Raw genomic sequence first — 21,094 nt, forward strand, 5'->3', positions numbered from 1 at the left:
GGAGATCCGTATGCAAGGAACATTTATTGGTTTTAATACTGCATCTATTAAATATGAGGACAAATTTTTGGCTTTGATGCTCAAAGTCAAACAGAGTAATCAACTCTGTCAGTCTTATTATCTTCAGGCGCCGATTCTTGCGGATCTCCTGTTAGTTCTGCAGCACAGAATGGCCATCGTCCTGCAGCGCTTAAATGCTGAAGGCGAAAGTTATAAGAATGAACTGGTGGCCTTTAATGAACGCCTTATAGAAAATACACCGACGATCGATATTCCGGAAGTACAGCAGCCCAATCCGGAAAAGCGTATCATGTCGATAACGTTAAAACCCGGCCACACCTGGTCAACGCTCATACTGGTGCTGCAAAATGAACAAATTGCTACGTTGCGCATTGATGATATGCAAGTTGAAGCGCTGCTGGTGGGCATTCAGCAGTCGCTTAAACACACTGGTGATAGCGATCTAATTAATTATTTAACTTCCTCGCTGGAAGGCCTGATGCTATACGCGGTGGATTTAAAGAATACCAGCAGCGTTGATTATCAGCAGTATCTTCAGGATGAATGGAAGCTCAATCTGTTTTCCCATTATCTCGGCGTGTTGTACTGTTGTGACACGGATGAAGGCCGAAAAATCATCTCCGGCGCAGTGATTAAAACCAACGCCGCTCATCCATCAGAGCAGGAAAATATCGTTGTAATGCGCTTAATTGAGAGAAGCCCAAAGCTGAAAGAAGTGCATACCCAGCGCCAGCCCAGCCAGATTTTTAGCCAAATAATTCCTTCTCAGCCAGGAAAAATGATGACGCTGGAGGAGTGCCTACGTCCTTTGCATGCGTTCTACCAGCAAACTCAGGCGCAAATCAGCAAGCAATAAAAGAGATCAAGCGGGTGCCTCAATTTATGCAAGAGAGGCACCTGTTAACTCAATTCGGGCACTTATAAACCTGGCCGTTCATTTGGCTATCGGTCGGCACAAAGCTCGACAGCAGATTCTGCGTCGGGCTGCTGACGCCGTAAATCACGTTGCCGCCCATTTCTGCCGCATGGTTACGCAGAGCATTTGCCGCGCCGCGCATAGAGCCGCCTTCATCACCATTCTGCCCGGACAGCCAGTTGCTCTGCGTTCCGGTCGCGGTCCCTAACAGCTGGCATTCAGAACCCGGCTTATCTTCAACAAAGCGTACGTTCTGGCCGCCAGAGGTCAATTCGTTGCTGGAGCTGCAACCTGCTAACAACAATGCTGCGCCGACAATCCCTGCTAAATATTTTACCTGCATGTTATTCCCCACGATCAATGAGCTGGACGCACTGGCCCGGATGTACAACCTTATACTAAAAAGACGACAAAAAGAAAAACCCCCGAGCATTTCTGCCCGAGGGTTCTTTATTTAAGGGGTATAGCGCACGATTACATCATGCCGCCCATACCACCCATGCCACCCATACCGCCAGCAGCACCTAAATCAGGCGCATCGCTTTTCGGCAGGTCGGTGACCATGCACTCGGTGGTAATCATCAGACCAGCAACGGATGCTGCGTACTGCAGAGCAGAACGAGTCACTTTAGTTGGGTCCAGGATACCGAAGTCGATCATGTTGCCGTATTCTTCAGTTGCTGCGTTGTAACCGTAGTTACCTTCACCGGCTTTTACGTTGTTAGCAACAACAGATGGCTCTTCACCAGCGTTGGATACGATCTGACGCAGCGGAGCCTCCATTGCGCGCAGCGCAACTTTGATACCGACGTTCTGATCTTCGTTCTGAGCAGTCAGGCCAGCCAGTTTAGCGGCAACGCGAACCAGCGCTACGCCACCACCGGCAACTACGCCTTCTTCAACCGCGGCACGAGTTGCGTGCAGGGCATCGTCAACGCGTGCTTTTTTCTCTTTCATTTCAACTTCTGTCGCTGCGCCAACTTTGATTACCGCGACGCCGCCAGCCAGTTTAGCTACGCGCTCCTGCAGTTTTTCACGGTCATAGTCAGAAGTTGCTTCTTCAATCTGCTTACGGATCTGAGCAACGCGGCCCTGAATCGCAGCTTCTTCACCCACGCCATCAATGATGGTGGTGGTGTCTTTGTTGATAACAACGCGTTTCGCCTGACCCAGGTCTTCCAGAGTCGCTTTTTCCAGCTCCATACCGATCTCTTCAGAGATAACGGTACCGCCGGTCAGGGTTGCGATATCCTGCAGCATAGCTTTACGACGGTCGCCGAAGCCCGGAGCTTTAACCGCAGCCACTTTAACGATGCCGCGCATGGTGTTCACCACCAGGGTCGCCAGCGCTTCGCCTTCTACGTCTTCAGCGATGATAACCAGCGGTTTGCCAGCTTTCGCTACGGCTTCCAGAACCGGCAGCATTTCGCGGATGTTGGAGATTTTTTTGTCAGCCAGCAGGATGAACGGGCTTTCCAGCTCAACAGCACCGGTTTCCGGCTTGTTGATGAAGTACGGAGACAGGTAGCCGCGGTCAAACTGCATACCTTCAACCACGTCCAGTTCGTCTTCCAGACCGGTACCGTCTTCTACGGTGATCACGCCTTCTTTACCAACTTTATCCATCGCTTCAGCGATCAATTTACCTACGGTTTCGTCGGAGTTAGCGGAGATAGTACCAACCTGAGCAATGGCTTTAGAATCAGAGCACGGTACGGACAGCGTTTTCAGTTCTTCAACAGCGGCTACGACAGCTTTGTCGATACCACGTTTCAGATCCATCGGATTCATACCCGCAGCAACGGCTTTCAGGCCTTCAGCGATGATAGCCTGAGCCAGTACGGTTGCGGTAGTGGTACCGTCGCCTGCAGCGTCGTTCGCTTTAGAGGCAACTTCTTTTACCATCTGCGCGCCCATATTTTCGAACTTGTCTTCCAGCTCGATTTCACGCGCTACGGACACGCCGTCTTTAGTGATGGTCGGCGCCCCGAAGGATTTGTCCAGAACCACGTTACGGCCTTTCGGGCCCAGGGTGACTTTAACTGCGTCTGCCAGTACGTTTACGCCGCGCAGCATTTTCACACGAGCGTCGTTACCGAATTTTACGTCTTTAGCTGCCATTTTATCTTTCCCTTAAATTCGTATGTTCAGTGTCGTTCGCGGATTACGCTTCAACAATTGCCAGAATGTCGCTCTCGGACATGATCAACACTTCTTCATTGTCGATCTTCTCGGATTTTACGCCGTAGCCATCGTTGAAAATGACGATGTCACCAACTTTAACGTCCAGAGGCTGCACGGTTCCGTTTTCCAGGATGCGGCCCTTACCGACAGCGATGATTTCGCCACGAGTTGATTTTGCTGCCGCAGAACCGGTCAGAACGATGCCGCCAGCAGACTTCGTTTCAACTTCTTTACGTTTGACGATCACACGATCATGTAACGGACGAATACTCATTTTGATAGCTCTCCTTTGAGAAAGTCATTATCAGTTATGGATGACGCCGGTCCGCACACGGTTTTCCGGCTAGTGCCCTGAGAGATGGGGATGGGGTTTTCCCGCTTCAAGGGGAAAAACAAAAAAAAATTTGTCCACGTGCTCAGACGCACACTAATTTGCTGTCCTCACCTGACGTCATAAGCAAAAGCGATTGTGATACCATCCCTTTTTTGCCGGGCGCAAGGTTGAATCATGAGTGGTTTAAAACAGGAGTTGGGGCTTGCTCAAGGAGTGGGGCTACTTTCCACATCATTACTGGGAACCGGCGTTTTCGCCGTTCCGGCACTGGCGGCATTAGTCGCCGGCGATAACAGCCTCTGGGCCTGGCCGGCGCTGATTTTACTGGTGTTTCCCATCGCTATCGTCTTCGCCACGCTGGGCCGCCACTTTCCCAGTGCAGGCGGCGTAGCGCATTTTGTGCATATGGCTTTTGGCCCGCGCCTGGCGCGCGTCACCGGCTGGCTCTTTTTATCGGTGATCCCGGTCGGGTTACCCGCCGCCCTGCATATCGCCACCGGCTTTGGTCAGGCGCTCTTTGGCTGGCACGATAGCCAGCTGCTGCTGGCCGAGCTGGGAACGTTGGCGATTATCTGGTGGGTCGGTTCCCGCGGGGCCAGCTCCAGCGCCAATCTACAAACGCTGGTTGCCGTGCTGATTGTCGCCCTGATTGTCGCCATTTGGTGGCGCGGGGGGATAAACCCAGCGCAGATCCCCTTCCCGGCGCCTTCTGATATCGACAGTTCGCAGCTTTTTTCTGCCCTTTCGGTGATGTTCTGGTGTTTTGTCGGTCTTGAGGCCTTCGCGCACCTGGCCTCTGAATTTAAGCAGCCGGAACGCGATTTCCCCCGCGCGCTGATGATCGGCTTATTACTGGCGGGTTCAGTCTATTGGGCCTGTACGGTACTGGTTCTGCATTTTCACGCCTTTAGCGAAGAGATGGCCGCCGCCGCGTCGCTGCCCAATATCGTGGTGCGCCTGTTTGGCGTGCAGGCGCTGTGGATTGCCTGCGTTATCGGCTATCTCGCCTGCTTCGCCAGCCTCAATATCTATATTCAGAGTTTTGCTCGCCTGGTCTGGTCGCAGGCGCAGTACAAGCCCGAGAGCTATCTGGCCCGGCTGTCGCCGCGACAGATTCCGCGCAACGCGCTGAATGCGGTGCTCGGCTGCTGCGTCATTAGCGCGTTAGGCATTTATGCACTCAATATCAATCTTGATGCGCTGATCGTATACGCCAACGGCATTTTTATTATGATCTATCTGCTGTGCATGCTGGCGGGCTGCCGTTTGCTTGAGGGACGTTATCGCCTGTTAGCGGCGTTTGGCAGCCTGCTGTGCCTGCTGCTGCTGGCAATGGTGGGCTGGAAGAGCCTTTACGCGTTTATCATGCTGGCGGTACTGTGGTTGTTTTTACCGAAGCGCAGGCTGGCGTAGAGGGGTTCCGGGCCGGAGTAACCGGCCTGGACAATGCAGGTTAGTCGCGGCGATCGTCTTTATGATCGAGACGATCGCGTTCGTCGTCTTTACGCTGGTATTCGCCTTCAAAGGTATCGCCGCCGCCCGTTCCGGCACTAAACCCGCCGCCCGGCATCCGGCTAAAACGCAGATGCGGCATCAGTTTTAAGGTCAGATGCTTCTGTACCGGAGGTAGCAGCAGCAGCAGTCCCAGGAAATCGGTAAAGAACCCCGGCAGCAGTAACAGCAGACCGGCGATAATCAGCGACACGCTTTTGATCATCTCAGCGGCCGGGCTCTCCCCCGCCGCCATCTTCTGCTGCATCAGCACAAGGTTTTTAAAGCCCTGGTTTTTTACCAGCGATATCCCCACCACCGAGCTGAAGATCACCAGAATCAGCGTCAGCAAGACGCCAAGCACATGGGCGACCTGGATAAAGATCGAGATTTCAATGTAAACGTATAAAAAAACGGCAATTAATGGAATCCAACGCACCGGCGTCTCCTTCATAAACAGACGCCCGCATCGGCGCCCGTAGTCATTGATGTGCTATTCGCATCAGAAAGATGTTGGGCCAAAACGTCACTTTTCAATCGTAAAAAAAGCTTATTTTTTTCAAGATTAGAAAACCGGTGACTCATTTCACAGATTAATAATTCTTATAAGATTCACTACATAATAAGTGATCAGGGCGGCTGATATTCGCTATCATCAGCATATGATCGTGGGCACCGGGCCGATTAAGGAAATAATCTGCGGCCAGAAAATGCGCTAGATCCGATAAATTCTGCGTATTTGGTGAATTCATAGGCAGCTTGAAAGAGAAGGTTCACATGTTAAACAACATTCGTATCGAAGAAGATCTGTTGGGCACCAGGGAAGTTCCAGCTGACGCTTACTACGGCGTCCATACTCTGAGAGCGATTGAAAACTTCTACATCAGCAACAACAAAATCAGCGATATCCCTGAATTTGTCCGCGGAATGGTAATGGTGAAGAAGGCCGCTGCGCAGGCTAACAAAGAGCTGCAAACTATCCCAAAAAGCGTTGCCAATGCCATTATCGCCGCCTGCGATGAGGTCCTGAATAATGGCAAATGCATGGACCAGTTCCCGGTCGATGTGTTCCAGGGTGGCGCGGGCACTTCCGTTAACATGAACACCAACGAAGTACTGGCCAACATCGGCCTTGAGCTGATGGGCCACCAGAAAGGCGAATATCAGTACCTCAACCCTAACGACCACGTTAACAAATGCCAGTCCACCAACGATGCGTACCCGACCGGTTTCCGCATCGCGGTCTACGCGTCCATCCTCAAGTTGATCGATGCGATTAACCAGCTGGGCGAAGGCTTCCAGCAGAAGGCGGTTGAGTTCCAGGACATTCTGAAAATGGGCCGGACTCAGCTACAGGATGCGGTGCCGATGACCCTCGGCCAGGAGTTCCACGCGTTTAATGTTCTGCTTAACGAAGAGACCAAATGCATTCTGCGCACTGCGGAGCTGCTGCTGGAAGTGAACCTTGGCGCGACCGCTATCGGCACCCGCTTGAACACCCCGGATGGTTATCAGCAGTTAGCGGTACAAAAACTGGCGGAAGTCAGCAACCTGCCGGTCGTACCCGCGGAAGATCTGATCGAAGCGACCTCCGACTGCGGCGCCTACGTAATGGTCCACAGTTCCCTGAAGCGTCTGGCGGTAAAACTGTCCAAAATCTGTAACGACCTGCGCCTGCTCTCTTCCGGCCCGCGCGCTGGCCTGAACGAAATCAATCTGCCTGAACTACAGGCGGGATCCTCCATCATGCCAGCTAAGGTAAACCCGGTAGTCCCGGAAGTCGTCAACCAGGTATGCTTCAAAGTGATCGGCAACGACACCACCGTCACCATGGCTTCCGAGGCAGGCCAACTGCAGCTGAACGTGATGGAACCGGTGATTGGCCAGGCGATGTTTGAATCTATCCATATTCTGACCAACGCCTGCTACAACCTGCTGGAAAAATGCGTCAGCGGCATCACCGCCAACAAAGCGGTATGTGAAAGCTACGTCTATAACTCGATTGGTATTGTCACCTACCTCAACCCGTATATCGGCCACCACAATGGCGATATCGTCGGCAAGATTTGCGCCGAAACGGGCAAGAGCGTCAGGGACGTGGTGCTTGAACGCGGGCTACTGACCGCAGCGGAGCTGGATGACATCTTCTCTGCGCAGAACCTGATGCACCCGGCCTATAAAGCGAAGCGTTATACTGATGAAAGCGAACAATAGATCTTCAGAGTAGACTTACCACAGGCATGTCAGCGATGACATGCCTTTTTTGTTCTTATTGATTTACTAAATCACAACAACCCAATATCAACTTGTTAATAAAACAAGGAAGGAAAATATGTTTGGTGCAGAACTCGTTATTGTCCTGCTGGCTATTTATCTGGGAGCCAGACTGGGGGGCATCGGCATCGGTTTCGCCGGTGGCCTGGGTGTCCTCGTCCTGACTCTCGTTTTTCAAATTAAACCCGGCGCGATCCCCTTCGACGTTATTGAAATCATTATGGCGGTTATCGCCGCTATCGCCGCCATGCAGGTCGCCGGAGGGATGGACTATCTGGTCAGCCTCGCCGAACGTATGCTCCGGCGTCACCCCAAATACATCACCTTTCTAGCCCCGCTGGTCACCTGGTTTATGACCGTACTTGCCGGAACCGGGCATACCGCATTCTCGACCCTACCGGTGATCACCGAAGTGGCAAAAGAACAGGGCATCCGCCCCTCGCGTCCTCTCTCCATCGCGGTGGTCGCTTCGCAGATTGCGATTACCGCCTCGCCGATTTCGGCAGCGGTGGTCTTTTTTGCCGGCATTCTTGAGCCGCTGGGCGTCAGCTACCTGACCCTGCTGGCGATCTGTATTCCGGTAACCCTGATTGCCGTCATGCTTACCGCCATCGTCTGTAACTTCCTCGGTTGCGAGCTGAAAGACGATCCGATTTATCAGGAGCGACTGGCAAAAGGGGAAGTCAAACTGCGCGGCAGCCAGGTTTTTGAACTGAAGCCGCACGCCAGACGCTCGGTATTACTGTTTCTGATTGGTATCGTCGCGGTGATGTTCTACGCCACCGCCATTAGCGATACCGTAGGCCTGATCCAGAACCCGGTCCTGCCGCGTAACGAAGCGATCGTCGTATTTATGCTGACTATCGCAACGCTGATAAGCATTACCTGTAAAATCGACACCGGTGAAGTTCTCAACGCCAGCACCTTTAAATCCGGCATGAGCGCCTGCGTCTGCGTTCTCGGCGTCGCCTGGCTGGGGGATACGTTCGTCAAAGCCCATATCAGCGATATCCAGACCGTGGCGGGCGACCTGCTGCACAACTACCCGTGGCTGCTGGCGGTGGTGTTGTTCTTCGCTGCGACCCTGCTATATTCCCAGGCCGCGACCACTAAGGCGCTGATGCCCGCAGCGCTGATGCTGGGCGTGAGCCCGCTGACCGCCATCGCTTCATTTGCCGCCGTCTCCGCCCTTTTCGTTCTGCCGACCTACCCAACGCTGCTGGCGGCGGTCGAAATGGATGACACCGGCTCAACCCGCATCGGCAAATATGTCTTTAACCATGCCTTCCTGATCCCCGGCGTCATCGCCATTACGCTATGCGTGATCCTCGGGTTTATTTTCGGCGGTATCATGCTGTAAATCTCTTCAAATTCGGGCCAGATCCTGGCCCGTTTCGTTAATCCTCCCCACCTTGCGTGCTATAGTGCCTCTTTTCGCTGATACGAGGTTCACGATGACTACGCCTGATGCTGTTGTTGTACTCTGTACCGCGCCGGATGAAGCGACCGCCCAGGACCTGGCGGCCAAAGCGCTGGCGGAAAAACTCGCCGCCTGCGCCACTCTCCTCCCGGGAGCGACATCGCTCTACTATTGGGAAGGAAAACTGGAGCAGGAGTATGAAGTGCAAATGCTGCTGAAAACCGACCTTGCCCATCAGCAGGCGCTACTGGACTGCCTGAAGTCTCATCACCCGTATCAAACCCCTGAACTTCTGGTTCTGCCCGTTATTCACGGAGACAACGATTACCTCTCATGGCTCAACGCATCATTACGCTGATCCTGCTGCTTTGCAGCACTTCGGCCATTGCCGGCCTGTTCGACGCCCCTGGCCGTTCGAACTTTGTTCCTGCTGACCAGGCTTTTGCCTTCGATTTTCAGCAGAATCAACACGATCTTAATCTGACCTGGCAAATCAAAGATGGTTACTATCTTTACCGTAAACAGATAAAGCTGACGTCCGCCGATGCGGCGTTTACCGCCCCCTCGCTGCCTGCAGGCGAGTGGCATGAGGACGAGTTTTACGGTAAAAGCGAAATTTACCGCCAGCGCCTGACCGTGCCGGTCACGCTGACTCACGCCGCCGCCGGCGCGACTCTTACCGTGACTTATCAGGGATGCGCGGATGCCGGTTTCTGCTATCCGCCGGAAACCAAAATCGTGCCGCTCGGCAATGCGCTGGCGCGCTCCGACAGCGGCGCTACGGCCGAACAACCAAAGCTCAACCCGCCTCTGCCGCTGGAAACGCGCCCGGCGCTGCCGGTAGAGTCGCCATCTGCTCTTCCTCCCTTAGTCCAGGATAACAAAGGCTCAGATCTCCCTTTTAGCGCGCTGTGGGCGCTATTAATTGGTATCGGCATCGCGTTTACCCCCTGCGTTCTGCCGATGTATCCACTCATTTCCGGTATCGTGCTGGGCGGCCAGCAACGTCTCTCCACCGCCCGCGCGCTGCTGCTGGCCTTTATCTACGTTCAGGGTATGGCCTTAACCTACACCGCGCTGGGGCTGGTTGTTGCCGCTGCGGGCTTGCAGTTCCAGGCGGCGCTGCAGCACCCTTATGTGCTGATCGGCCTGTCGGTGGTGTTTATCCTGCTGGCGCTGTCGATGTTTGGTCTGTTTACGCTCCAGCTGCCTTCGTCGCTGCAAACGCGTCTGACGCTGATGAGCAACAAACGTCAGGGCGGTTCACCCGGCGGCGTATTCGCCATGGGGGCGATCGCCGGATTAATCTGCTCGCCCTGCACCACCGCGCCGCTGAGCGCCATTCTGCTCTATATCGCCCAGAGCGGTAATCTGTGGCTGGGCGGCGGTACCCTGTATCTCTATGCGCTCGGTATGGGGCTGCCGCTGATCCTGGTGACCGTATTCGGTAACCGTCTGCTGCCGAAAAGCGGCCCATGGATGGCCCACGTCAAAACCGCCTTTGGCTTTGTGATCCTCGCGCTGCCGGTCTTTTTACTGGAGCGTATCGTGGGCGAACCGTGGGGCCTGCGGCTGTGGTCGCTGCTGGGCGTCGCCTTTTTTAGCTGGGCGTTTATTACCTCGCTGGGCGGCACGCGCCCCTGGCTGCGTATCGTGCAAATAGCAATGTTCGGCGCTGCGTTGGTCAGCGCCCGTCCGCTGCAGGACTGGGCTTTCGATGCGCCGCTCGCCCAACGGCAGGCCCATCTCCAGTTTACCCGTATCCATAGCGTCGATGAGCTCAATCAGGCGCTGGCGCAGGCGAAAGGTAAACCGGTGATGCTCGACCTGTACGCCGACTGGTGCGTGGCCTGCAAGGAGTTCGAGAAATACACCTTCACCTCACCTGAGGTTCAACAGGCCCTGAAAGAGACCGTTCTGCTGCAGGTTGATGTCACCAAAAATAGCGCGCGGGACGCGGCGCTGCTGAAGCATCTCCAGGTGCTCGGCTTGCCCACCATTCTGTTCTTCAATGAACAGGGCGAGGAGCTGCCCGCGCAGCGAGTCACCGGATTTATGGATGCCGCGGCATTCAGCGCCCATTTGCGCGATCGACAACCGTGAGCGACACTGTAGGAGGAAAAATGGAGGAAAAGACCGTGCAACGTGAAGATGTCCTGGGTGAAGCCATCCAAATCCTCGAAATCGAGGGTATCGCTAACACCACGCTGGAAATGGTCGCCGAGCGCGTGGCTTACCCGCTCAATGACCTCAAACGTTTCTGGCCTGACCAGGAAGCGCTGCTGTACGACGCGCTTCGCTATCTCAGCCATCAGGTCGATGCCTGGCGCCGCCAGCTTTTACTGGACGAGTCGCTAAGCGCAGAGCAGAAGCTGCTGGCCCGCTACGCCGCACTGACCACCTGCGTAAGCAACCATCGTTATCCCGGCTGCCTGTTTATTGCCGCCTGTACTTTTTATCCGGACCCTCAGCATCCAATCCATCAGCTGGCCGAACAGCAAAAGCAGGCTTCACTGGCCTATACCCACGAACTGCTTAGCCAGCTGGAAGTTGACGATCCGGCAATGGTCGCGAAGCAGATGGAGCTGATCATCGAAGGCTGCCTGAGCCGGCTGCTGATCAAACGCAGTCAGACGGACGTCGATACCGCGCGTCGCCTGGCTGAAGACATTTTACGTTTTGCCCAGTGCCGTATGGGCGGCGCCCTGACCTGATTCCGATATCTTAACTGATTCATCGCGCATATAATTCCCCTTCATCGATATGCTGACAGGGTTTGATATGCGCTCTCTTCTTTGGCTTGCCACCATGGGGCTGTGTTCGACGCCGCTCCTGGCAGCCTCTCCGCAAGGCTTTTCTTTCGCGCATAAAGACTGGGAGCTCGCCTGCGACAACACCGGTACCTGTAGGGCCGCCGGCTATGGCGCCACCATGGGCGAAGTCAGCGTTCTGCTGACCCGCAATGCGGGCGCGGCGCAGCACGTCATCGCTGTCGCGACCTTCGCGCAAACCGAACGCGATATTCCTCCCGACGCCGCGGTAAACCTGTTTATTGACGATCGGGATCACGGTCCACTTGACGTCGCCGACGAGAGCCACTTTCGCTTCGATGATACCCAGACGGCGGCCCTGATTCAGGCCCTTGAGCACAACGGAAAAATTGAGCTGGCGCTTAACGGCGAGCGTAAGACGCTTTCCGACGCAGGCAGCAGCGCCGTATTTTTGAAGATGGATGAGTTCCAGCGGCGCCTGGGCACTGCCGATGCGCTGTTACGCCAGGGCGACGCCGGTGATGACAATATTTTATCGGCAGCGCCCGCGCCGGAAATCATCGCCGCGCCGGTGGTTCACGATGCCGCTACCGCGCCGCTGCCGGCAAAGCAGCGGCAGAAACTCCTTCCCCAGCTTGTCCCGCTCCTGAACAGTCATTGTGACGACTGGCAAAACGCGGATATCCCGGCGTCTGAGCGCCAGCTCACCGCAATCCCGCTGGACAAAAACCACACGCTGATTCAGGCCCTGTGCTGGCGCGCGGCCTATAACGACGGCTATGCAATGTGGGTTGTGGACAAAGGGTTCATGACCCCGCCTCAGTTGGTCACTACTGACGCCTCCAGCTATGCCGATGGCGTACTCACCTTTTTCAATAAAGGCCGCGGTATCGCCGACTGCATCAGCGGCGAAGAGCGCGTCTGGGACGGCAAAACGTTTGTCCAGAGCCTAAAGTACACCACCGGTGACTGCCGGGAAATCGCTCCCGGCGGCGCGTGGATGCTGCCCACCTTTGTGAGCCAGGTTATCCCAAAGCAGCAGAAAGATGCCGATAACAACGCGCTGAAAGCGTTATACAACGCGGTGTTAAAAGAGCAGAAGGTCAATCCTGAACTGGATCTGAATAAGATCGCCGAGCAGTTTCCTCTCAGCGGCAACGTCAGCCATTTTACGCTAACCTACGCGGACGACTCTCTGGTCTCGACGACGAAACCTTCCGCCGATATCAGCGATGATGAGTGGCAGACGTTTCTCCAGTCCGATATCAGCGCCGACTCCGAAAACGGCAAAGTCAGCTTTACCCTGGTCGACCTCGACGGAGACGGTAAGCGTGATTTAATCATCGACAGCTACGTCGGCGGTACCGGACTCTTTAGCTATACCGGAATATTAAAACGCAGCGACGATGCTTTTGCTGCGGTCAACAGCGATGATAGCGGCAACGGCGATGATTTTGACGCAGGCGTTCCCGGCGCGCTCTACTCTCTCAACGGCCGCGGCGCCAACCAGTGGAGCCATTGGGTACGCATTAATGGCCAGGTTTATGCGCTCTGGTACAACGGCCAGTTTGGCGAAGATAATCTCTATCTCTTGCGCCCGTTTGGTCCCTCAGGCAGTACGCCGGCAGTGACGATCCGCTACCGCTACACCCTTAACGACATTCGCTCGCCGGAAAAAGACCAGCCCCTGACGCCCGCGCTGAATGAGCGGGAAAAATCAGACCTGCTGAAGTCACTGGAAGTGATGCAGAGCAGCCTGCTCAAGGATAAGCCGCAGAGCGACAATGACGCGCCGATTTGCCCTATTCCTCCGGGCACGTCGTCCGATGACGCGGAAAACTACTACAGCGGCGTACCGTCGAACTATATCTATGAAACCGTGGCGTATATCCCGGTTTGGCTGAACGATAAATGTTTTATCGGCACCATCTTTAGCCACCACGGCGCCTATCGCCACGGCGTCGACGCGGAAATCACGCTCAGCTCGCCGCGTGATGATGAAGATATCGTTGGCGACTACACGATCTCCGGATTGCGCCGCGCTATCTCGGTGACCAGCGGCTGGAAAATCCGCGAAGGCGACAACGGTATGATGTAATTTTCAGCAAAAAAGCGCCTTTGGGCGCAGAATTGCCGCAAAGTTAAGCAACCGATAGATAAAACGAGAAATTTGATTGACGGGGCGTACGGATTACGGTTTAATGCGCCCCGTTGCCCGGATAGCTCAGTCGGTAGAGCAGGGGATTGAAAATCCCCGTGTCCTTGGTTCGATTCCGAGTCCGGGCACCACTATTTAAAGAACCCAGCCTATGGCTGGGTTTTTGCTTTTCTACGACCGGACTCTCCATCGAACTACGTTCGATTATTCGCCGCACAGCGGCTCACCCCTTCGGGGCCAGCGCGACAAGCGCGCTGTTCAACGCCTGCGGCGTTAGTCCGAGTCCGGGCACCACTTATTCAGAGAACCCGCCTAAAAGCAGCCTAATCGCGGAATAAGCAGACGTTGGTATTCGGGGGGAGTTGAGTACGTCGGACAATTAAACTTCATTAAAACTATTTTTTGCGGAGCTCTTTCGAGCTCCGCGGACGCTGCTATTTCAACAGGGATTTAACTTTCCTGCCTACCCGACGAACCAGACTTCTGCCTCTGTTTGCCCCCTGAACATGAATCGCTTCATAAAGAGCATTAAAGCGATCGTGGGCCCAGCCGTCCCTTTGCTGAGAAATCAGACCATCAATCTTATTATTTAAAAGCTGTAGTTCATTACTGACTGAGTGGCCGCCATTGATGCTGCGCAGTCGGCTCACTTCATTCTCCAGCTCATGAATTTTTTCGAGGTAAGCAGGAATCAACCCCATCGCATAGTTATATTTCACATTTTCATCCATAAATGGACGGAAACTGCGATAGTTGTTTTTGCTCTTATTTCCGCTTAACAACATTCCGGAGTTTGCTACTCTGTACCAAAATAGCGGCTCAGGAACGATTTGCAGTTTATAACCATTTAAAGATACTTTTGCAAAAAACTCCCAATCTTCATGACCTAAACCGTAATCTTCAGTAAAGCCACCGATGTGGTCGAAAGCTTCTTTCCTGATCAGGGCATTAGCATCGCCAAAGCAGTTACTAAAGCTGGCAATATTTAAATCAGGTCCTAACGGAAGCCAGCAGTGCGTCATTTTACGGAATGGCGAAGGGAACTCCTCACCAAAAATGAGATCGCTTGGAGTGGTTAACACATCGGCACCGGAGTTTAAAGCTGCCGTGACAAATGTCTCAACCTCAAAAGGTTTAGCGACATTATCATCATCCATAAACATCAGATATTCACCGGAAGCATGTCGCGCAGCCAAATTTCGTGCTGCACCGAGGTAGTTATTAGAACTGCGGATGATTTTCCAACCTCGGGCGTTAAAGTCGTTCTCGATTAGATTCAAATAACGATGAGATTCTTCTTTTGTGCTTCCATCATCAACTAAAATAACTTCAATATTTTGGTACGTTTGCGTTTTTATTGAGGCCAGCGCCTGCTGGAGCAGATGGTGACGATCGAAATGAGTAATACATACGCTCACTAACGGGCGATTGGATTCATCAATTTTCTTGAAGACACAGTTATCTTTTCTTTCAATCGCGGCAAACCACGCTGCCTGGATATTTTCTTGTGAGTCAACCAGTCCGGGTTTGATGTTTATATTTTTTAAGCGATAGTGAATTTTACCGTATAAATCAACCGGCGTTGGGGTAAACAAAACTTCGGCATGATGCTCCTGCGGAATAAGCTCTGGAATCCCTCCGACGTTTGAGGCGAGGAAGTTAACGTTATTAATCAAGCATTCATAAACGGTATACGGAGAGTTTTCAACGAGCGATGGGATGATGACTAATACATTTTTTCTTTTTATATATTCGTTCGCATTGGTACGGTCATAATCGCTGATGATATTGACTGCCAGACCCAGATTTTTGGTCTGATTCATGATATAGGTAAATGAATCAATTTTACCCAGCGTGACGTTTTTCCCGAGGAAAGTTACACCAGAGATCGTTTCTTTATCTTCGTCAGAGAGTTTTCTTAATGCGCGCAGGAAGATATCGAGCCCTTTACGGGTTTCAAGGCGGCCGAAAAATACAAGCTCAACGCCTGAGGCGGTTTTTTCATTGGTTTTAACGACAACGTCACTTCTCTTTTCAAACCCTTGAAATGGCTCGCAATTTAAAATAACGTGGCGTTCTTCAGGAACATTCCAGTGTTTACTCAACATCCAGTCAATTAAATACTGAGAAGGACTAACGACTTCATCAGCCATCTCAACAACCATTTTTTCCATATAATAGAGTTCAAGGTGATTCTGATCATATGGGAGCTGGTAGTTACCTTCATCAGCCCATAACGTTGAGCTATGGGTATTGACAATGAATTTGGTATGTTCAAAATCAGTGCCATTCTTTTTACTTAATAAAGCGTAATAAAGATCTGCCTGCCATTCACAAGAAATAATCGTGTCATAGACATTATTTTCTTTCAGCCAGAGCAAAATTGAGTAACTTTTTCTTCTAAAATAGGGGGCGTCGATATTAATTTCTTTAACCAGCCCGGTACTCAGCAGATTAATACCAAAGGTGCTATAAATACGTGACCAATCGCTAAAAGTTGATGCAGATGACTCCGAATAGTCACCACATGTATACAATACATCGACATCATACCCCTTTTTTGCCAAAGTAGTGGCAAGGGCAGTGAAAGCAGTACCAATGCCGCCGTTACGGACAGGCCCCTCTATGTCCGGCGTCATTATAAGAACTTTTTTCATTGTGATCTTTCCTTAGTAACCTAGACTTTTCTATAATAATGAGTGAGTTGAAGTAATATTAAGATAGCAATCAATAGCTTCTGTTAAACAGGATAAAAAATGACCAGTGCAGAGTTAAAATTTGATTTATTTCTAAAATCCTATCATCCATCTCATCGATTTGTCTATAAGGCAAACCCCGGTAACGCGGGTGATGGCGTGATTGCATCGGCAACGTACGATTTTTTCGAACGAAATGCGCTTACTTATGTTCCTTACAGGGCCGATGAGCACTACAGCCCCGATACCGATATTTTAATTTTTGGCGGCGGAGGAAACCTCATCGAAGGGTTATATGCTGAAGGCCGTGATTTTATCCAAAATAATATTCATAAATTTCACAAAGCAATCATTATGCCTTCGACAATCAGAGGGTACAGCGATTTATTCACCAGCAACATCGATAAGTTAGTGGTATTTTGCCGTGAAAATACCACTTTCGATTATATTAGATCTCTTAACTACGAGGCAAACAAAAACGTATTCATTGCTGATGACATGGCGTTTTATCTCGATCTTAGCAAATATTTGTCCCTTAAACCTGCCTATAAACAACAGGCAAATTGTTTCAGAACAGATTCAGAATCGCTGACAGGAGATTATAAAGAAAACAATCATGATATTTCGCTCACATGGAATGGCGACTATTGGGACAATGAATTTCTGGCACGAAATTCTACCCGCTGCATGATTAACTTTCTTGAAGAGTATAAAGTCGTTAATACCGACAGACTGCATGTAGCAATTTTAGCTTCTCTGCTCGGGAAAGAAGTCAACTTCTACCCTAACTCGTACTATAAAAATGAAGCCGTTTATAATTACTCACTGTTGAATCATTACCCAAAAACGTGCTTTATCACTACCAGCTAAAAAATGCAGCGTATATTAATACGCTGCTAAAAAGTCACATAACCTTTACAGCATTATCAATTATTGCCTGCCAGCCTTCACGTGAGTATTCATTTGCTCGACTATAGTCGGCGAATCTATCAATGGCCCCAACAAAGAGATTATCCGTTAATTTCGTTATCTCACCTGGCTTTGAATTTCCCGCATCGCTATTAACATAGAGTATTTTACTGTTGCCGTGCTTCTTGAACTCGTTTGCTAAAGCCAGTACAACATCATCAAGGTTATTGCCATTGTTTTTTACGACAAAAATTTTATTCTCATCAGCAAGGCTGTTCTTAAATTTATTTATCAAGTAATTAATCTTATCCATTTCCCTTGTATAAATAAGATCATTTTCCTCTTGGGTATAACGCTAGACCCAGCCATCATCTTTATTATCGCTATACATTTCAGTATGAAAACAAATATCATGCCGTTGATCAAGCACCATATCCTGCCAGGAGGGCGTCAGATTTTCATAACATACAAATCAGCAAAATCAGATTCGATTAACTTTAGAAGTGCATGATAGTTTTTTATTAAAGTCCAACGAAATAAGCTGCCTTCATCATAACCTGACTCTCTTAGAAAGAAAGCAAACTCACAATTATCACCGAGACTTTCGAAACGCTGTAAATTATTTATCATTGTTTTCCAGAGGGGGAATGGAAGGATTATACAATAAGGCATCTCTCGCTAACACCAAAATGTCGGCAGATCCAGTCTGATCAGGGCCACATAACTCGATGAATACACGGCATATCAGCATTAGGTGCCCTCGCAGGATTAGCACCCATTCTGTCCCGACATGGCGAACATAAGCCATTGATAATATATTTTTTCAGGCCGGGCTCGGATAAAGACGCCCGGCGGAAACCCCGGCTCGGGAGCGAAACGAACCTCAGGCAAACATCTTTCTTCCCAGCTGGCGCCCCGCCTCCAGATGCGCCTCCGCCGTTTTCAGGTCCGGCAACAGCAGCATCTGCGAACTGGCTACCGTAGCCCCGCAGTAATCAAAAATGCCGTGGACAATTTGCGCATTAAAAGCATCGGTAAACCCGTGCTTGTCATACGTTTGTCGACTCGCTGCGCCTAATGCCACCAGATGTACCCGCAGGCGCCCCAGCTTCTTCACGACGTTGCCGTCGGCGGTCTCCTCATACGCCCAGCCGTTTGAAAACACGCGGTCAATCCAGCCTTTCAGCAGCCCCGGCATCGACCACCAGTAAATGGGAAACACCAGCACCAGCGCATCGGCGTTATCGATTCTGGCCTGTTCAGCGGTCGTATCGGACGGCGTAGCGCCGGTTTGCAGAAAGGCGGCAATATCCGGTTCGGCAAAAACCGGGCTAAAGCCTTCCTGGGTTAAATCGGCAATTTCAGCGCTGTGATGCGAACCGGATTCGGCAACCCCCTGCGCAATCGCCGTCGCAACGCTGTGAGTCAGAGAAGTATTAAGAGGATGAGAAACCACGATTAATGCATGCATGACGGATACTCCAGTTGCTATACAACGATATTGGACGTAGTCTTATATACTAACAGTAACCTACCAATAGTAAGTTACCTTTGGTATATAAGCATGTCAACGGGAGAATGCTTCTATGTCTGAACCACTCGTACGGCAGCGTTTAACCCGAGAAGAGCGGCACAAACAGCTGATTGATGTTGCCTGGAAGATTATTCGCCAAGAAGGGACCGATGCCCTGACGCTGGGTTACCTGGCGACGCAGGCGGGGGTCACTAAACCGGTGGTATACGATCATTTTGACAGCCGTTCGGGACTTTTCGCGACGCTGTATACGGAATACGACCAGCGCCAGACGGCGCGAATGGATGAAATTCTGCGCAATACCCAACCTGACGCGGATAAACTGGCCGCGGCGATCGCCAACGCCTATATCGAGTGCGTGCTGCTTCAGGGGCGCGAGATGCCGAGCGTCATGGCCGCGCTGGCCGGGACGCCTGAGCTGGAGAAGATCAAACAAGAGTGCATCGCCACCTTTACCGGAAAATGCCGGGACTATTTTTCTCCGCTTTGTGAGAGCGAGAATCTCAGCGAGGCGGCCATTCTCGCCATGCTCGGCTCCGCCGACGGATTATCGGCCGCGGTCGTGAACGGCGTCATCACCGAGCAGCAGGCTAAAGATGAGCTCTTTCAGGTTATTATGTCGATGCTGCAACGCTGCTGTCATCGCTAAATCGCGCCCGCCATCCGGCGGACGCGTGGATTATCAGCCGCCCGCTTTCTTGATCGCCGCATCCAGCGAGGCTTTATCCGCTAGCCCCGGGAACACGGTGATCGTCGCTTCCGTGGCGCCGGTAGTCGGCATCACGATAACTCCCGGCGTCCCACTCAGACCAATTTCCTGCGCCAGCTGATTGGTGCTTTCCAGTGCCGGCTCAACGTCCGCCGCTTTCCCGGCATCGAAATTCACTTTCTTCGCCTGCTGCTGGATGTCGGCAGACGTCAGCTTGCCTTCGTTATGCCCGGTGGAATAGATCCCGTTATGGTAGGTGAGATAAGCCTCTGCGCCCTTCTGCTGATAAATCTGCAGGCCGGTTTTCGCCGCCTCAAGCGAGGTTTCCCAGCGGCTGCCAAAAATCGGCCACTCTTTAAATGCAAAGCGGGTCTGCGGGTTCTCTTTAATCACCTGTTCCATTACCGGCGCCAGACGACTGCAGTAAACACACTGATAATCGAAGAATTCAATGACCGTAACTTTGCCCTCTTTCGGACCGTAGGTTGGCGTATTTTTATCCTGGGTCAGCGCAGCCGCATTCTTCAGTACCGCCTGGGTCGCGGCGCTGGCCTGCTGCTGTTGTTGAATTTGCTGTAGCTTCTGGCTAGCCTGCAGCAGCACTTCCGGGTGCGCGACTAAGTAATCCGCGGCGATTTTGCCAATACGGGCCTCTTGTTCAGGCGTAAAAGTCGGCGCATCAGCAGCGGTCGCCATAAGCGGAAACAGGGTAGCGCTAATAAAGGCAAATGTGAGTAAATTCTTATGGCCGGGCATGTAGTTAGTCCTTGCGATAGGTGAACGGCAGATGTATTTCTGCGAACAAAATATCATCCTTTGCCTGCGAATCATTGCCGGACCATGCAATGATTGGTAACGATATTTTTCAATAACTCGCTGCGCGCGGTCTCTCTGGAAGGTGGTCAGGGTGCCCGAACGAGAGTACGCTTCGCCCCTGCGTTTTTCTGTAGGTTTTCTTTTGTGGTTCGATGAGTTGGGTATGAATGAGTTTTTTAGTCAGTGGGACGTGGCGGTTATTCTGCTGCAAATTATTGCTATCGATCTGTTATTGGGCGGCGACAACGCGGTGGTGATTGCGATGGCCTGCCGTAAACTACCACCTCAGCAGCGTACCAAAGCGATTATCATCGGTACCGTCGGCGCAATAGCGGCACGCGTGCTGCTTTTAGCCATCGCGATCTATTTACTCTCATTGCCGTGGCTTAAAGTGGTCGGCGCGCTGATGCTACTGTGGATTGGCATCAAGCTGGTGACCAATCAGGAAGAAGAGAGCGACGTCAGTAGTTCCAGCAGCCTGTGGCGTACCGCAGTCACCATTACCGTTGCCGACGTCATTATGTCGCTGGATAACGTACTGGCGGTTGCCGCCGCCGGGAAAGGCCATCTGCTGCTGGTCGCGCTGGGCGTATTAATCAGCATTCCAATTATCGTCCTCGGCAGCAAACTGGTGCTGGCAATCCTTAACCGCTTCCCGTCCGTGGTGATGCTGGGTGGTGCGCTCATCGGCTGGATAGCCGGTTCAATGATGGTGACCGATGTGACCATCATTCATCTGTTCCCCAACGCACCCGCCGCTCTCCCACTGATGGGCGGAACCATTGGCGCAGCGCTGGTGCTACTCGAAGGGCTACGCAGAAACCGCAGGCGCTCCAGCGAATAGCTGGCGTTCACAATTGG

The 21,094-nt window shown here is 52.1% G+C and carries 19 protein-coding genes and 1 tRNA gene; 12 read left to right on the forward strand and 8 right to left on the reverse strand.

The window, feature by feature from the left end:
• Positions 1–10 precede the first annotated feature (10 nt).
• Positions 11–877: a YjeJ family protein gene (gene yjeJ / locus K7H21_RS25665; RefSeq protein WP_004128005.1), complete on the forward strand. Its 867-nt coding sequence runs from the start codon at positions 11–13 to the stop codon at positions 875–877.
• A 49-nt stretch (positions 878–926) separates the two neighbouring features.
• Here yjeJ and K7H21_RS25670 read toward each other — a convergent pair whose 3' ends face one another.
• From K7H21_RS25670 to K7H21_RS25680, 3 genes are all read right to left on the reverse strand, one after another.
• Positions 927–1,280, reverse strand: a complete 354-nt coding sequence (locus K7H21_RS25670) for a DUF4156 domain-containing protein (RefSeq protein ID WP_004097909.1) — start codon at positions 1,278–1,280, stop codon at positions 927–929.
• Positions 1,281–1,411: 131 nt separating this feature from the next.
• On the reverse strand, positions 1,412–3,058 hold the full coding sequence (gene groL / locus K7H21_RS25675; protein WP_004128001.1) for a chaperonin GroEL: 1,647 nt from the start codon (positions 3,056–3,058) through the stop codon (positions 1,412–1,414).
• A gap of 43 nt (positions 3,059–3,101) precedes the next feature.
• Positions 3,102–3,395: a co-chaperone GroES gene (locus K7H21_RS25680; protein WP_003855929.1), complete on the reverse strand. Its 294-nt coding sequence runs from the start codon at positions 3,393–3,395 to the stop codon at positions 3,102–3,104.
• 234 nt (positions 3,396–3,629) lie between these two features.
• Between K7H21_RS25680 and yjeH the strand changes: the two genes are divergently transcribed.
• Positions 3,630–4,868: an L-methionine/branched-chain amino acid transporter gene (gene yjeH, locus K7H21_RS25685; RefSeq protein ID WP_049112919.1), complete on the forward strand. Its 1,239-nt coding sequence runs from the start codon at positions 3,630–3,632 to the stop codon at positions 4,866–4,868.
• 40 nt (positions 4,869–4,908) lie between these two features.
• Here the strand turns inward: yjeH and K7H21_RS25690 are convergent, their stop codons facing one another.
• The gene (locus K7H21_RS25690; protein ID WP_004127994.1) at positions 4,909–5,385 is read right to left on the reverse strand and encodes an FxsA family protein; all 477 of its coding nucleotides are present in this window, start codon (positions 5,383–5,385) and stop codon (positions 4,909–4,911) included.
• 338 nt (positions 5,386–5,723) lie between these two features.
• Between K7H21_RS25690 and aspA the strand changes: the two genes are divergently transcribed.
• From aspA to K7H21_RS25725, 7 genes are all read left to right on the forward strand, one after another.
• Positions 5,724–7,160 (forward strand): aspartate ammonia-lyase, encoded by a 1,437-nt coding sequence (aspA, locus tag K7H21_RS25695; protein WP_004097898.1) that lies wholly within the window; start codon positions 5,724–5,726, stop codon positions 7,158–7,160.
• 118 nt (positions 7,161–7,278) lie between these two features.
• Positions 7,279–8,580 (forward strand): anaerobic C4-dicarboxylate transporter, encoded by a 1,302-nt coding sequence (locus tag K7H21_RS25700; protein WP_004127992.1) that lies wholly within the window; start codon positions 7,279–7,281, stop codon positions 8,578–8,580.
• A gap of 94 nt (positions 8,581–8,674) precedes the next feature.
• Positions 8,675–8,998, forward strand: a complete 324-nt coding sequence (gene cutA, locus K7H21_RS25705) for a divalent cation tolerance protein CutA (protein ID WP_004109254.1) — start codon at positions 8,675–8,677, stop codon at positions 8,996–8,998.
• The gene (locus K7H21_RS25710; protein ID WP_004127989.1) at positions 8,974–10,743 is read left to right on the forward strand and encodes a protein-disulfide reductase DsbD; all 1,770 of its coding nucleotides are present in this window, start codon (positions 8,974–8,976) and stop codon (positions 10,741–10,743) included. Before cutA ends, K7H21_RS25710 begins: the two co-directional genes overlap by 25 nt.
• 35 nt (positions 10,744–10,778) lie before the next feature.
• A complete protein-coding gene (locus K7H21_RS25715; RefSeq protein WP_004871181.1) occupies positions 10,779–11,354 on the forward strand; it encodes a transcriptional regulator in 576 nt (191 codons plus the stop codon).
• A 67-nt stretch (positions 11,355–11,421) separates the two neighbouring features.
• Entirely contained in the window at positions 11,422–13,509 is a 2,088-nt protein-coding gene (locus K7H21_RS25720) for a DUF1176 domain-containing protein (RefSeq protein ID WP_004127983.1), read from the forward strand.
• Between the two features lie 115 nt (positions 13,510–13,624).
• Positions 13,625–13,700: transfer RNA gene (locus K7H21_RS25725), tRNA-Phe, on the forward strand.
• Between the two features lie 303 nt (positions 13,701–14,003).
• On the opposite strand, the gene K7H21_RS25730 is transcribed toward K7H21_RS25725, so the two are convergent.
• Positions 14,004–16,226 carry a glycosyltransferase gene (locus tag K7H21_RS25730; RefSeq protein WP_142470379.1) on the reverse strand — a complete coding sequence of 741 codons (2,223 nt, stop codon included), beginning with the start codon at positions 16,224–16,226 and terminating at the stop codon, positions 14,004–14,006.
• 99 nt (positions 16,227–16,325) lie between these two features.
• Between K7H21_RS25730 and K7H21_RS25735 the strand changes: the two genes are divergently transcribed.
• Complete coding sequence (locus K7H21_RS25735; RefSeq protein WP_004127977.1) at positions 16,326–17,135, forward strand: polysaccharide pyruvyl transferase family protein; 810 nt, start codon at positions 16,326–16,328, stop codon at positions 17,133–17,135.
• Between the two features lie 34 nt (positions 17,136–17,169).
• Here K7H21_RS25735 and K7H21_RS25740 read toward each other — a convergent pair whose 3' ends face one another.
• Positions 17,170–17,487, reverse strand: coding sequence for a hypothetical protein (locus tag K7H21_RS25740; protein ID WP_004127974.1), 318 nt, complete (start codon positions 17,485–17,487; stop codon positions 17,170–17,172).
• A gap of 570 nt (positions 17,488–18,057) precedes the next feature.
• Positions 18,058–18,645 (reverse strand): NAD(P)H-dependent oxidoreductase, encoded by a 588-nt coding sequence (locus K7H21_RS25745; protein ID WP_004127972.1) that lies wholly within the window; start codon positions 18,643–18,645, stop codon positions 18,058–18,060.
• A 115-nt stretch (positions 18,646–18,760) separates the two neighbouring features.
• Between K7H21_RS25745 and K7H21_RS25750 the strand changes: the two genes are divergently transcribed.
• Entirely contained in the window at positions 18,761–19,357 is a 597-nt protein-coding gene (locus K7H21_RS25750) for a TetR/AcrR family transcriptional regulator (protein WP_172879907.1), read from the forward strand.
• 33 nt (positions 19,358–19,390) lie between these two features.
• Here the strand turns inward: K7H21_RS25750 and K7H21_RS25755 are convergent, their stop codons facing one another.
• Positions 19,391–20,173 (reverse strand): DsbA family protein, encoded by a 783-nt coding sequence (locus K7H21_RS25755; protein ID WP_004127967.1) that lies wholly within the window; start codon positions 20,171–20,173, stop codon positions 19,391–19,393.
• Positions 20,174–20,396: 223 nt separating this feature from the next.
• Here K7H21_RS25755 and K7H21_RS25760 point away from each other — a divergent pair, with 223 nt between their 5' ends.
• Positions 20,397–21,077: a TerC family protein gene (locus K7H21_RS25760; protein WP_004127964.1), complete on the forward strand. Its 681-nt coding sequence runs from the start codon at positions 20,397–20,399 to the stop codon at positions 21,075–21,077.
• Positions 21,078–21,094: the final 17 nt, after the last annotated feature.

This window comes from Klebsiella sp. CTHL.F3a, from assembly GCF_019890895.1.
GTDB classification, from domain to species: domain Bacteria; phylum Pseudomonadota; class Gammaproteobacteria; order Enterobacterales; family Enterobacteriaceae; genus Klebsiella; species Klebsiella grimontii.